At 69.0% G+C, this 12,914-nt stretch carries 17 protein-coding genes; 12 read left to right on the forward strand and 5 right to left on the reverse strand.

What is annotated here, in order from left to right; all coding sequences use genetic code 11:
- The first annotated feature begins 114 nt into the window (after positions 1–114).
- Entirely contained in the window at positions 115–372 is a 258-nt protein-coding gene (locus ESP70_RS18110) for a WhiB family transcriptional regulator (protein WP_056210166.1), read from the forward strand.
- Here ESP70_RS18110 and bagB read toward each other — a convergent pair.
- A complete protein-coding gene (gene bagB, locus ESP70_RS18115) occupies positions 369–1,589 on the reverse strand; it encodes an ArsA family ATPase (protein WP_149690683.1) in 1,221 nt (406 codons plus the stop codon). The genes ESP70_RS18110 and bagB overlap by 4 nt on opposite strands.
- Positions 1,586–2,545 (reverse strand): ATPase BagA, encoded by a 960-nt coding sequence (gene bagA / locus ESP70_RS18120; protein WP_149690684.1) that lies wholly within the window; start codon positions 2,543–2,545, stop codon positions 1,586–1,588. Before bagA ends, bagB begins: the two co-directional genes overlap by 4 nt.
- A 55-nt stretch (positions 2,546–2,600) precedes the next feature.
- Between bagA and sp36 the strand changes: the two genes are divergently transcribed.
- The 5 genes from sp36 to ESP70_RS18145 all read left to right on the forward strand — a co-directional run bounded on the left by sp36 (position 2,601) and on the right by ESP70_RS18145 (position 5,941).
- Positions 2,601–2,756, forward strand: a complete 156-nt coding sequence (gene sp36 / locus ESP70_RS18125; protein WP_149690685.1) for a Sp36 family protein — start codon at positions 2,601–2,603, stop codon at positions 2,754–2,756.
- A gap of 76 nt (positions 2,757–2,832) precedes the next feature.
- Positions 2,833–3,291 (forward strand): RidA family protein, encoded by a 459-nt coding sequence (locus tag ESP70_RS18130; protein WP_149690686.1) that lies wholly within the window; start codon positions 2,833–2,835, stop codon positions 3,289–3,291.
- Between the two features lie 3 nt (positions 3,292–3,294).
- The gene (locus tag ESP70_RS18135; RefSeq protein WP_149690687.1) at positions 3,295–4,113 is read left to right on the forward strand and encodes an NUDIX hydrolase; all 819 of its coding nucleotides are present in this window, start codon (positions 3,295–3,297) and stop codon (positions 4,111–4,113) included.
- Entirely contained in the window at positions 4,110–4,871 is a 762-nt protein-coding gene (locus ESP70_RS18140) for an MBL fold metallo-hydrolase (RefSeq protein WP_149690688.1), read from the forward strand. Before ESP70_RS18135 ends, ESP70_RS18140 begins: the two co-directional genes overlap by 4 nt.
- A 296-nt stretch (positions 4,872–5,167) precedes the next feature.
- On the forward strand, positions 5,168–5,941 hold the full coding sequence (locus ESP70_RS18145; protein ID WP_246162093.1) for a DUF559 domain-containing protein: 774 nt from the start codon (positions 5,168–5,170) through the stop codon (positions 5,939–5,941).
- Between the two features lie 72 nt (positions 5,942–6,013).
- Here the strand turns inward: ESP70_RS18145 and ESP70_RS18150 are convergent, their stop codons facing one another.
- Positions 6,014–6,691: a Crp/Fnr family transcriptional regulator gene (locus ESP70_RS18150; RefSeq protein WP_056210156.1), complete on the reverse strand. Its 678-nt coding sequence runs from the start codon at positions 6,689–6,691 to the stop codon at positions 6,014–6,016.
- A 179-nt stretch (positions 6,692–6,870) separates the two neighbouring features.
- Between ESP70_RS18150 and nth the strand changes: the two genes are divergently transcribed.
- From nth to ESP70_RS18175, 5 genes are read left to right on the forward strand one after another with little or no spacing between them, the layout of a single operon-like run.
- Positions 6,871–7,590: an endonuclease III gene (gene nth / locus ESP70_RS18155; protein WP_342780196.1), complete on the forward strand. Its 720-nt coding sequence runs from the start codon at positions 6,871–6,873 to the stop codon at positions 7,588–7,590.
- Complete coding sequence (locus ESP70_RS18160) at positions 7,587–8,201, forward strand: TlpA family protein disulfide reductase (RefSeq protein ID WP_188110688.1); 615 nt, start codon at positions 7,587–7,589, stop codon at positions 8,199–8,201. Before nth ends, ESP70_RS18160 begins: the two co-directional genes overlap by 4 nt.
- Positions 8,198–8,839, forward strand: coding sequence for an NUDIX hydrolase (locus ESP70_RS18165; protein WP_149690692.1), 642 nt, complete (start codon positions 8,198–8,200; stop codon positions 8,837–8,839). The genes ESP70_RS18160 and ESP70_RS18165 overlap by 4 nt, the downstream gene beginning before the upstream one ends.
- 2 nt (positions 8,840–8,841) lie before the next feature.
- A complete protein-coding gene (locus tag ESP70_RS18170; RefSeq protein WP_149690693.1) occupies positions 8,842–10,014 on the forward strand; it encodes a MarP family serine protease in 1,173 nt (390 codons plus the stop codon).
- The gene (locus ESP70_RS18175) at positions 10,014–10,841 is read left to right on the forward strand and encodes a hypothetical protein (protein ID WP_149690694.1); all 828 of its coding nucleotides are present in this window, start codon (positions 10,014–10,016) and stop codon (positions 10,839–10,841) included. The genes ESP70_RS18170 and ESP70_RS18175 overlap by 1 nt, the downstream gene beginning before the upstream one ends.
- Here ESP70_RS18175 and ESP70_RS18180 read toward each other — a convergent pair.
- Complete coding sequence (locus ESP70_RS18180; RefSeq protein WP_056210146.1) at positions 10,838–11,227, reverse strand: phage holin family protein; 390 nt, start codon at positions 11,225–11,227, stop codon at positions 10,838–10,840. The two genes, ESP70_RS18175 and ESP70_RS18180, sit on opposite strands and share 4 nt — an antisense overlap.
- Positions 11,228–11,265: 38 nt before the next feature.
- Positions 11,266–11,424 carry a hypothetical protein gene (locus ESP70_RS20225; RefSeq protein ID WP_188110689.1) on the reverse strand — a complete coding sequence of 53 codons (159 nt, stop codon included), beginning with the start codon at positions 11,422–11,424 and terminating at the stop codon, positions 11,266–11,268.
- Positions 11,425–11,709: 285 nt separating this feature from the next.
- Between ESP70_RS20225 and ESP70_RS18185 the strand changes: the two genes are divergently transcribed.
- Positions 11,710–12,909 (forward strand): substrate-binding domain-containing protein, encoded by a 1,200-nt coding sequence (locus ESP70_RS18185; RefSeq protein WP_188110690.1) that lies wholly within the window; start codon positions 11,710–11,712, stop codon positions 12,907–12,909.
- The last annotated feature ends 5 nt before the right edge of the window (positions 12,910–12,914 follow it).

Consider the following 12,914-nt stretch of genomic DNA (forward strand, 5'->3'; position numbering starts at 1 on the left):
ACTAGAGAAAGATGGTCACAATCGCTCTGACGGTCCTCGGCCGAAATTCTTAGATTGATCTCAACAACCAACTTCGGTCCATCAGGGGATCGGTCTCGGGGAGGTTCTTGAATCATGTGGAATGAAAACTGGGCGGCTGAAGCCGCGTGTCGTGGCAAGTCCGACGCACTGTTCGTCAAGGGCGCTGAGCAGAATCGCGCCAAGCAGGTCTGCGGCACCTGCCATGTACGGGCCGAGTGCCTGGCCGAAGCGCTGGACAACCGCATCGAGTGGGGTGTCTGGGGCGGTATGACCGAGCGTGAGCGCCGTGCCCTGCTGCGCCGCCGGCCCAACGTCACGGCGTGGCGCAGCATCCTCTCCGTCGCGGTCTAGCTGGTCGGTCGGGCCTGTCCCGCCAGCAGCTCACCGATCTCGCGCAACCCGTCGAGGTCGTGCACGTCGCCAGCGAGCGCTGCGACCGATGCCGTCGGCACGCCCGGGTGCGCGGCGCTGAAGCTGCGCTTGAGCCGGGACTCGCGAGCCGCGACCCGCATGCGTTCGCCGTGCAGGGCCAGGAGGTCTGCCGTCATCCGGTCGGTGGCGGTGCCTTGCTCGAGCTTGCGACCCGCTGACTCCGCGTCGGCTCCGGAGATGCCGTCGGCACCGTTCTCGTGGACCCGGTTGACGACCAGGCCGGCGAGCGGCATCTGCTCACCCGCGAGTCGTTCGACGAAGTAGGACGCCTCGCGCATCGCGGCCGGCTCCGGCGCTGCCACCACGACGAACGCGGTCTCCCGCGCCTGCAGCAGGGCGTAGGTGCTCTCGGCCCGCTGCCGGAACCCACCGAAGAGCGTGTCGAACGCCGCGACGAACGTCTGCATGTCGGTCAGCACCTGTGCGCCGAGGACCTTGTTGAGTGCGCTCGTGACGATGCCGAAGCCCGCACTCAGGAGCCGGGCGGGGCCCTTCGCCGGGGCCAGCAGCAGCTTGATGAAACGACCGTCGAGCATCGAGGAGAGCCGGTCCGGCGCGTCGAGGAAGTCGAGCGCCGACCGCGACGGAGGAGTGTCGACGACGATGAGGTCCCAACGGCGCTCCTCGTCGACGGCCTCGGCATGGAGCTGTCCCAACTTCTCCATGGCCATGTATTCCTGCGTGCCGGCGAACGAGCTCGACAGCGCGACATAGAACGGGTTGGCCAGGATCTGCTGCGCCTTCTCGGGCGTCGCATGCGCCTCGACGACCTCGTCGAACGTGCGCTTCATGTCGAGCATCATGGCGTCGAGCGTGCCGCCGTCGGCGCCGACGTCCTTGACCGGCCGCGGGGTGTTGTCGAGCTCCGTCAGCCCCATCGCCTGGGCGAGCCGGCGGGCCGGGTCGATCGTCAGCACGCAGACGTTGCGGCCCTGCTCGGCGGCGCGAAGGGCAAGCGCTGCAGCGGTCGTGGTCTTGCCAACGCCGCCCGAGCCGCAACAGACGATGATCTCGGTCGTCCGGTCCGCGAGCAGCGCGTCGACGTCGAGCGATCCGGCGGGCGGTCCGCCGGGGGCGCCGCGCGGCGAGGTGCGGTCCTTGCGCGCCGACGGCGACGTACGAGCGCGGCCGGTCATGCGGAGTCCTTCAGCTTCTCGGCGAGCTCGAACAGCGCGCCGAGGTCGATCCCGTCGGTCAGCGCGGGCAGCTCGACAAGAGGCTGTCCGCAGTCCTCGAGGATCTCGCGCTGCCCGTCCTGCAGTCGCTGACGCTCGAGGTGCGCCTCGCCGCCGGCGATCAGCGCCGGCGCCGCGGCTGGCTCGAGCGATGCCTTCGCGAGTGACTGCACGACCTTGCTCGTCGTCAGCGTGCCGGCCTCCAGCGCCTCGCGGGTGCCGGCCGACAGCAGCGGCGGGCGTACGAGATTGAGGATGACCCGGCCGACCGGCAGGCGTTCGGACTGCAGCTCGGCGATGCCGTCGATCGTCTCCTGCACCGGCATCTCCTCGAGCACCGTGACGAGGTGCACGTGGGTGTCGCTGGAGCGCATCATCTGCATGATCGAGTCGGCCTGGCGCCGGATGGGCCCGACCTTCGCCAGCCCGGCGACCTCGGCGTTGACGTTGAGGAACCGGGTGATGCGTCCGGTCGGCGGGGCGTCCATGATGACGGCGTCGTAGGCGAAGCCCTTGCCGTTGCGCCGCCGCGCGGCCTCGTAGACCTTGCCGGTCAGCAGGACGTCGCGTACGCCCGGCGCGATCGTCGTGGCGAAGTCGATGATGCCGAACCGGTCGAGCGCCTTGCCGGCGCGGCCGAGGCGGTAGTACATCGCGAGGTATTCCAGCAGCGCCGACTCGGGATCGATCGCCAAGGCGTACACCTCGCCGCCGCCGAGTCCGACCGCGATCTTGCGCTCCTCGTAGGGCAGCGGCGGTACGTCGAACAGCTGGGCGATGCCCTGCCTGCCCTCGACCTCGCAGAGCAGGACGCGCTTGCCCTTGTCGGCGAGCGACATCGCGAGTGCCGCGGCGACCGTCGTCTTGCCGGTGCCGCCCTTGCCGGTGACGACATGGAGCTGGGTCGAGAGGGCCACGCGACGAGCCTACTTCGCCCGGCCGGAACCGCAGGCTGACCGTTACAGTCGTGCCATGACGCAATGGGAGTACCTCACCGCCCCTGTCCTGGTGCACGCCACCAAGCAGATCCTCGACAACTTCGGCCAGGACGGCTGGGAGCTCGTGCAGATCGTGCCCGGCATGAACCCGGAGAACCTCGTCGCCTACTTCAAGCGGCCGATCGCATGAGCGAGCGCAGCGAGCGAACGATCACGTCAGTCATGCCGCGGTCTCCGTACCGTTGCCTTTTGACGGGGGACGAGGCATGAGCCGCGTCGATGATCGGCTGGCCGAGATCGGGCTGAAGGTTCCACCGGTGCCGGCGCCCGTCGCGGTCTACGTGCCCGCGGTGCGCACCGGCTCGTACGTCTACACGTCGGGCCAGCTGCCGCTGCGTGACGGACAGCTCATCCTGACCGGCAAGGTCGGTGGCGAGGTGTCGGCCGAGGAGGCATACGACTGTGCCCGCCAGTGTGCGCTCAACGCGATCGCCGCCGTGAGCTCGCAGGTCGACCTCGACGCGGTCGTGCGGGTCGTCAAGGCGACCGTGTTCGTCGCGAGCACACCGGACTTCACCGGGCAGCCGGGCGTCGCCAACGGCGCCAGTGAGCTGTTCGGCGCGGCCTTCGGTGACGCAGGCACGCATGCCCGCAGCGCGGTCGGCGTACCCGTCCTCCCGCTCGACGCGCCCGTCGAGGTCGAGCTCATCGTCGAGGTCGGCTGACCCGTGCGCGTACCCCTGCCCGAGCGACTGCGCGATCATGCGCAGGGCTACAACGGCACGGTGGCCGAGCCGCGGCACGCGTCGACGATCATCGTCGTGCGCGACGGGGCCGAGGGCATCGAGGCCTACCTCATGCGGCGCCAGACCAGCATGGCGTTCGCTGCAGGCATGTACGTCTTCCCGGGCGGCGGCATGCACCCCAGCGACGTCACGGGCGAGGTGCCGTGGGCGGGGCCGTCCCCGTCCGAGTGGGCTCAACGGCTGGACTGCGACGTGTCGCTGGCGCGCGGGCTCGTCGTCGCTGCGGTGCGCGAGACGTTCGAGGAGACCGGGGTCCTGCTCGCCGGTCCCGACCCGGACACGGTGCTCTCCGACACGAGCAGCGTCGACATGCAGGCTGCGCGCGCGACGCTGGAGGCCGGCGAGCTGACGTTCGCCGAGTTCCTCATCGGCCATCGCCTGGTGCTGCGGTCGGACCTGATCGGCGCGTGGGCGCACTGGATCACGCCGACGTTCGAGCCGCGGCGCTATGACACCCGGTTCTTCGTCGCAGCCCTGCCTGAGGGTCAGCGAGTCGGCGAGATGAGCCGCGAGGCCGACCATGCGAGCTGGGCGCCGTTGCGCGACGTGCTCGCCCGCGTCGAGGCCGGGGAGGCGGCGATGATGCCGCCGACCGTGGTCGCGTGCCGCGAGGTCGCCGAGCACTCCGCCGGCACGATCCTGGCCGCGGCTGCCGAACGTACGATCCGCACGATCGTGCCCCAGCTCGTCGAGATCGACGGCGACCTGTTCCTCGAGACCGACCTGGGAGACCTCTCATGAGCACGACCGTCACCGACCGTGCGTCGTACGTCCTGGCCGCCAACCCGGGCATCATGACGCTCGACGGGACCAACACCTGGATCCTGCGCGAGCCCGGTGCCTCGCAGTCGGTCGTGGTCGATCCCGGACCTGTCGACGAGACGCACCTTCGAGCCGTGCTCGACGCCGCAGGGTCCGTGGGGCTTGTGCTGTTCACGCACCGCCACTTCGACCACACCGAGGCGCTCGGGCGGTTCGTCGAGCTGACGGGCGCGCCCACGCGGTCGACCGATCCCGAGTTCACCCGCGACGCGGAGCCGTTGGTCGACGGCGAGACGATCATCGTCGACGGTCTCGAGATCGAGGTCATCGCGACGCCGGGGCACACGACCGACTCGACCTGCTTCCGCCTCGTCGGCGACGGTTCGCTGCTCAGCGGCGACACGATCCTCGGCCGTGGCACGACAGTGATCGCGCATCCCGACGGCGTGCTCGGGCCCTACCTCGACTCGATGGCGCACATCCGTGAGCTCGTCGAGGAAGGCCTCGTCACCCGCATCCTGCCCGGCCACGGTCCGGTGATCGACGATCCGCTCGCCGTCGTCGACTACTACCTCGAGCACCGGGCGGAGCGCCTCGACCAGGTACGCGCCGCCGTAGACACCGGCGCCACGACCGCGCGCGAGGTCGTCGAGCAGGTCTACAAGGACGTCGACCCCGTGCTCTGGGGCGCCGCCGAGCTCAGCGTCGCCGCCCAGCTCGACTACCTGAAGGACTAGCCCACTCCCCAGGCCCGGTCCCCGAGCCCGGTCCCCGAGATTTGGATTCCGTTGCACCACGCGCGCCGTGCTGGTGGTGCATGAGAATCCACATCTCGGTCCACAGGGTGGACTTGCCGGCGGCGTCGTCCACAGGCGTACGGATTCTCGCGGCGCGCCGGTGTGGGATTGAGCATCGTCGCAGGGTGCCGTCGCCCACCCCCCTCCCGCCAGCTCTGGCGGGTCGCGTGTTCACGGTCGGTGAAGCTGCCGTCCATGGCCTCTCCCGCCGAGTGCTGCAAGGCCGCCGTTTTGTGATGGAGCGTCCCGGCTACTACCGGTTCGCCGACACCGAGGTTCCGTTCGACGCGGCTGTCGAGGCGGCTTGGAGCGCGCTGCCCGACGACGCCGCACTCAGCCACATCAGCATCCTTCGGTGGCTGGGCTTCGAGGCAGGCCCGATGTTCCCGCTCCATTTCGCCACGGCGAGACCGTTGCGACGATTCCGCGAAGATCTCGTTCTCCATCGCTATCAGGGCCGGCTCAGTTCAACGTTCGTCCGCGGCGTGCCGCTCCTCGGTCCAGACCGTACGTTCGTCGACTGCGGCACCCTGCTCTCGACCACGGAGCTCGTGAGAGTCGGTGACTGGCTGGTCGCGCAGAAGCACACCGACCCGGCCACCTTGAGGGCGTACGTCATGACATCCCACCTGGACGGCGTGCAGCGGGCGCGCCGTGCCGCCGAGCTCGTACGCGACGGAGTCGAGTCCCCGCGCGAGACCGATGTGCGGCTTGCCCTGGTCGGGAGTGGCCTCGCAGAGCCGGAGCTCAACACCGACATCTTCGACGACCGCGGCCGCTTCCTGGCACGCGGCGACCTGGTCTATCGGCGTTGGAAGGTCCTCGTCGAGTACGACGGGTGGCACCACGAACGTGATGCTTGGCAGCGACAGAAGGACCATCTCCGGCGGGAAGCTCTGGAAGCAGCCGGATGGGTGGTCATCGTCGTGACGACCGCCGACATGCGCGCACCCAAGTCCGTCGCTGCGAGAGTCGCCCGTGCCCTGATGTCACGCGGCTACCCGAGCTGACCGCCGAGATGTGGATGCTTCTGCACCACGCCGACGACCAGCGTGGTGCAACTCGATCCACATCTGGGGGACTCAGCGGGCGCGGCGTTGGAGGCGTTCGAGGTCGAGAATGACGACGCTGCGGGGCTCGAGGCGGAGCCAGCCGCGCGAGGCGAAGTCGGCGAGCGCCTTGTTGACCGTCTCGCGGGAGGCGCCGACGAGCTGCGCCAGCTCTTCCTGCGTGAGGTCGTGGTTGACGTGCACGCCGTCGTCGGCGCGGCGGCCGAAGCGTGAGGCAAGGTCGAGGAGCGCCTTGGCGACGCGGCCGGGAACGTCGGAGAACACCAGGTCACCGACGACCTCGTTGGTGCGACGCAGGCGGCCGGCCAGCTGGTTGAGCAGCGCGTGCGCGACGTCGGGGTGCGAGTTGAGCACGGGGCTCAGCGCTTCGTGGCCGAGGCTCTTGAGCTCGACATCGGTGACGGCGGTCGCGGTCGCCGAGCGGGGCCCGGGATCGAAGAACGACAGCTCGCCGAACATCTGGCCGGGGCCGAGGATCGCCAGCAGGTTCTCGCGGCCGTCGGGGGAGGTGCGGCCGAGCTTGATCTTGCCCTCGGTGACCACATAGAGCTGATTGCCGTCATCGCCCTCGTTGAAGAGGATCTCTCCGCGGCGCAGCGACGCCGAGGACATCGACGACTCGAGCGAGGCAGCTACTTCGTCGTCGAGGCCGGAGAACAGCGGGGCCTGGCGGAGAACGTCGTCGGTCACGGGTCTTCCCTATCACTCATGTTGCACTGGTCACAGTGTGTGCACCGATCGCAGTTTCCCACATCGGGACGGCCGATGCCGAATACGCGCCGATGCTGGTACGCCGCTCGCCCAGCGCGCGTGCTCGCCGGTCGACCATCAGAGGGGCCATTTGCGCTGCAACACGTACGCTGGACCCCGTGCCGAGCGACGCGACCCGACCAGACACGACTCTGGTTCGCCGGGCCCGCAAGATCAATCGTGTGCTCGCCGAGACCTATCCCGATGCGGGTTGTGAGCTTGACTTCCGTACGCCGTTCGAGCTCCTGATCGCCACCGTTCTGTCGGCTCAGACGACCGATCGGCGGGTCAACGCCATCACCCCCGCGTTGTTCGCCGCCTATCCCGACGCCCGGGCCATGGCCGCGGCCGACCGGGCTGCGCTCGAGGAGCTCATCCGGCCGACCGGCTTCTTCCGCGCCAAGACCGAGAGCCTGCTACGGCTGTCGGCCGACCTCGTCGAGCGGTACGACGGCGAGGTCCCGGGTCGGCTCAAGGACCTCGTCACCCTGCATGGAGTCGGCCGCAAGACCGCCAACGTCGTGCTCGGCAACGCGTTCGACGTGCCGGGCATCACCGTCGACACGCACTTCGCGCGCCTCGTGCGCCGGTTCCAGTGGGTGCCCGACGAGATCGTCAAGGACCCGGTCAAGACTGAGCACGCGGTCGGCGCGATCTTCCCGTCCAAGGACTGGACGATGCTGAGCCACCGCCTGATCTGGCACGGCCGGCGCTGCTGCCACGCCAAGAAGCCCGCGTGCGGTGCGTGCCCGGTCGCGCACTGGTGCCCGTCCTACGGCACCGGTCCGATCGATCCGGCCGAGGCTGCCGCGCTGATCACGACGCAAGGGCCTGCGTGAGGGCGCGGGTGATCCTGGCCGGACTCGCACTCTTCCTCGCGGCATGTGGCGGCCCCGGCTCGGACGACGACCAGCCGACATTCGGCGGCGGCACAGCTCCCACGACCGACGCGGGACAGCTCGCAGCGGCGAAGAAGCAGGCCGGGATCGAGGAGTGCCCGGTCGCTGACGGCACCGCACCGGCCGATGACGGTCTGCCCGACCTGACACTGGACTGCCTCGGCGGCGGCTCGCCCGTACGACTGTCGGGCCTGTCGGGCACGCCGACGATCATCAACTTCTGGGCCAGCTGGTGCGCCCCGTGCCGCGAGGAGCTACCCCTGCTGGCCGAGGTCCACCAGAAGTACGGCGACAAGGTCCGGGTCGTCGGCGTCGACTTCGCCGACGCGGCGCCCGATGCGGCGGTCGAGCTCGCCGAGCGGTCCGGCGTGACGTACCCGCTGTTGTCGGATCCGGACTCCACGACCAAGGCTCCACTCAAGGTCATCGGTCTGCCGCAGACGGTGTTCGTGGACGCACAAGGAACAATGGTCGCCACGGAGCGCGTCGCGTTCCGTTCGTATGCCGACCTGACGGCCGCGATCGAGAAGCACCTGGGGGTGTCGCCATGAGCTGGGAGCACCTCCCGGAGTGGCTGCAACCACTCGCCGAGCTCGCCGGCTCCGTCGAGGCCGAGCAGCTGGCGCCGCGGTTCCCGCACGCCCCCGCCGATGCCCGCCCGGCCGCGGTCCTGATGCTGTTCGCCGACGGCGACAACGGGCCCGAGCTGCTGCTCACCGAGCGGGCCGCGAAGATGCGCAACCACGCCGGCCAGATCTCGTTCCCCGGCGGCGCGATGGATCCCGGCGACGCGGACGCTGTGGCCACTGCGCTGCGTGAGGCGCAGGAGGAGGTCGGACTCGACCCCGAGACGGTCGACGTCTTCGGCACCCTCCCGACACTCTGGCTGCCGCCCAGCAATTTCGCGGTGACCCCCGTGCTGGGCTACTGGCGCGAGCCCGTGCCGCTCATGCCGGTCAGCGCCGAGGAGGTGGGCGCGATCATCCACCAGCCGATCCGCCGCCTGCTCGACCCGGCCAACCGGTTCAGCGTCGAGCATCCGTCCGGCTGGCGCGGTCCGGCGTTCGAGGTCGGCTCGGGTGTACCGCTGTGGGGCTTCACCGCGGGCGTCGTGTCACGGTTGTTCGAACGGCTCGGGTGGGAACAACCCTGGGACGACAGCGTCACCCGACCCCTCCCGGACTTCTGACCGTGAACTCCCTCGACCTCATCCTCATCGTCATCCTGCTGGCGTACGCCGTGTCGGGCTACGTGCAGGGCTTCGTGGTCAATCTCATCGCCACGATCGGCCTGCTGATCGGCGGCCTGTTGGCGCTGGCGATCGTGCCCAAGTTCCTGTCGGGAAACACCGCGACCCTGAGCTCGTCACTGCTGGCGCTCGGCCTCGTCGTGGGCGCGGCCGCGATCGGCCAGGGCGTCGGCACGTACGTCGGCACGGACCTGCGCAACGGCCTCAAGTGGAAGCCGCTGCGCTGGGTCGACGCGGTCGGCGGCAGCGTGCTGAGCATGGTCGCCGTGCTGTGTGCCGGCTGGGCCCTGGGCTATTCGGTCAGCGGCACGACGATCCCCTACCTCTCGACCGCGTCCCGCGACTCGGTGATCCTCGACCGGGTCGACTCGGTCATGCCGGCGCGTGCGACGTCGGTGCTCCGGTCGTTCAACGAGGTGCTCGACGCCAACCTGTTCCCGCGCTACATCGACCCGTTCGAGAGCGAGAACATCAAGCCCGTCGGGCCGCCCGACACCGCCACGCTCAACAGCCCAGGCGTGCAGCAGGCGTCCCGCAGCGTCGTCAAGATCCTCGGCCAGGCCAGCTGCCAACGTGGCATCGAGGGGTCCGGCTTCGCGTACGCCGACGGCCGCATCATGACCAACGCGCACGTCGTCGCGGGGGTCGAGAACCCGTCGGTCGTGATCAACGGACAACGTACGACCGCCCGCGTCGTGCTGTTCGACCGCAAGCTCGACGTCGCCGTGCTCGCAGTCGACGGGACGAGCGTGCCGACCCTGAAGTTCGACACCACCGGCGAGGCGGGCGAGGATGCGGCGATCCTCGGCTTCCCCGAGAACGGGCCGTTCGACGCCCGCGCCGCCCGCATCCGCAGCGAGATCCGGCTGCGCAGCCCCGACATCTACGACAAGGGGCAGGTCGTGCGCCAGACGTTCTCGGTGCGTGGGCTCGTACGCTCCGGCAACTCCGGGGGCCCTCTGGTCTCCAAGGACGGCGACGTGCTCGGCGTCATCTTCGCCGCGTCGATCACCGACAAGTCGACCGGCTATGCGCTCACCGCGTCGCAGGTGGCCGATGACGCGCGCGCCGGCATCGCCGCGACCTCCACGGTCTCGACCGGAGGGTGTGCCTGATGCGCACCGTCGTCTCGTTCGTCTGCGGCGCCGTGGCGCTGATCGCCCTGCTGGCGGCCGTCCCGCTGCTGTGGCTGTCGACCCACATCGTCGACGAGGACGGCTACGTCGCGTTCAGCAGCACGCTGGCCCAGGACACCGAGCTGCAGAGCGCGTTCTCGGCCTACCTCACCGACGAGCTGTCGGCCCGAGGCGTCATCCCTGAGGCCCTCAAGGCGCCCGCCGCCGCCGCGCTCTCGAACGCCGTCGAGCGCTCGAGCAACCAGGCCGGCTTCGTCGAGGCGTGGGAGGCAACGCAGCGCAGCTCCCACAGTGAGGCGTTCGCCGACCCGATGCCCACGACCCTGGGCGTCGACGTCGGCCCCATGGCCACGTTCGTCGCGAAGCAGGTCAGCGGCAACCTGCCCATCACGATCACCGTGCCCAAGGGTCTCGTCGTGCCCGTCGTGACCGACGCGAGTGACCGCAAGATGGTCGACCGCGTCAAGCAGTCGACGGACCTCGGCCGCATCGCCGGCATCGTCGCCGCGATCGGTGCTGTGGGGTGCATCGCCGCTGCGAGGCGTACGTCGACCGCTGTCGCCTGGCTCGGTGGCGGCACCCTGGCGGTGGCCGGGCTGCTCTGGCTGACGAGCGGCCCCGTCACGCAGAACATCCTCGATCACACCGAGGCACCCTCGGAGTTCGCCCGTACGCTGCAGAAGCTCATCGTCGATCGCGCCGCCAGCTCGCTCGACGCGTGGCTCGTGGTCCTGGCGATCGGCGGTGGCATCGTCGCCGTCGCCGGCCTCGTGGGCCGCGCCGCAGTCGGCCGACGCGTGGCTTAGCTCGGGCGACCCTTGAGAGCGGCCGGGATCTCCTTGGCGGTGGCGATCGTGCGCTCGGGTGCGCGGACCTTCTTGAGCAGCACGATGCCCAGGATGATCGCGAGGATCGTCAGCACGACGTAGACGCCGGCGACGATGAGAAACGCCCACGCGGGGTCGAGCCCGGTCATCGTCAGGAAGTACGCGCCGGAGATCGACAGCATGACGACGATCAGCAGGCCGAAGAAGGCCGCGACCGCGAGCAGGCCCGCACCGATGCCGCCGGCCTTGACACTGAACTTCAGCTCGCTCTTGGCGAGCTTGATCTCCGACTGCACCAGCGCGGAGATGTCGCGGCTGGCGTCGGCAACCAGCCGACCGATGGTCGGATCATCAGCTCTGTTCATACCGGCGAGCCTACAAGTGACTCACCGGGTCGCGCAGGTCAGCGTGTGCCGATGGCCGTGAGGATGCTGCCGTCCGAGAGCGCCCAGAGCAGGCGGCCGGCGATGACGGCCCCGAGGAGGGACAGCCCGATCACCAGATCCGTGCTGACGCGGCGGGTGGCCGGGGTCGGTCGCTCGTCGTTCGTGGTCCTCGTCATGGATTGCATACCCACAACATTTCCCGTGGAGATGAGACGAAACTGAACGGAGCCCGTCCTGAGCCTGTCAACCCGGCGAAACGATGGTCCGGGCGCCGTCGCTCCGCCGCAGGTCAGAGCGTCTTTGAGATGTGCTTAAGGCCATCGATGTCGCATTCAACCACTGGAATCGCAAGGTCAGGTCTCTAAATTGGTAAACCAATAACCGGTTGACGAATGAAGAACGCTGTGTCAATCTGTGACGCGCAGCACCCATACGAGCTGCGACCTGACAAGGAGCCATTGATGAACCCGAAGAAGCTGGCCGCCCTGGCCGCGACCGTGCTGGTGCTCGCCGGCGGGCTGTCCGCCTGCTCGTCCGGAGCCGGGGCCGACGAGTCCAAGACCGTGGCGAAGCCGTTCAAGGCTTGGAAGCAACCGACCGTCAACAGCTCGATGACGGTCGACGAGGCCGCCAAGATCGTGGCCACCGCGACGAAGCCCACCACGGAGTGGACCGGCCCGACCAGTGGACCCAAGGCGGTCAAGGCGAAGCAGGCGATCGCCTATGTCTCGTCCGACCAGTCGTACGTGTCGTACGTCAACTGGGGAGACGGTGTGAAGGATGCCGCCGCGAAGCTCGGCTGGAGCGTCCATGTCTTCGACGGCAAGGGGACCGTCAGCGGCAACCTCAGTGCGATGCAGCAGGCCGTCGCCTCCGACCCGGTCGCGATCGTGACCTCGGCCGACGCCAGCGCCCTGCAGGCGCCGATCGCCCAGGCCGTCACCAAGAAGATCCCCGTCATCGGCATCCACGCGAGCGCGTTCCCGGGGCCCGACCCCCAGCTCAACCTCTTCGACAACATCGCGAGCGATCCGGCCGAGATCGGCCGCACCCAGGCCGCGTACGTGGTGGCCGAGTCGAACGGCACGGCCAAGCTGGCGCACATGCTGGACAACAGCTACGCGATCGCCCGCTTCAAGGCCAAGGCCGCGACCGAGCCGGTCAAGAACCTGTCGACCGCGACATTCCTCGAGGAGATCAACATCCCGGTGGCCGACCAGGCCAATCGCATCCCGTCGGCGGTCTCGGCCCTGCTCTCCAAGTACGGCAAGGCCAATGTCTGGATCACGACGTGCTGCGACAACTTCTACCCCTACGTTGCCTCAGCCCTGCGGTCGTCGAACGTCAAGCCCGACGAGGTCAAGCTGGTCGGCGCTGACGGATCGCCCTCGGCGTACGACATGATCCGCAAGGGTCAGTACGAGGTCGCGACGGTCCCCGAGCCGAGCACCCTGTTCGGCTACCAGGCCGTCGATGCGATCGTCCGGGCACAGGCCGGCCAGGAGCCGGCGAAGTTCATCCAGCCGACCTACCTCGTGACCAAGGACAACGTCGACCAGGAGGGCGGGGACAAGGACCAGTACATCCCCAGCAACAACTTCGCGTGTCACTACGCCAACGTGTGGCTCGGCCAGGATGACGCCTGCACGGCGAAGCCCTGATCGGC

The organism is Aeromicrobium ginsengisoli (genome assembly GCF_004134905.2).
Lineage (GTDB): Bacteria > Actinomycetota > Actinomycetes > Propionibacteriales > Nocardioidaceae > Aeromicrobium > Aeromicrobium ginsengisoli.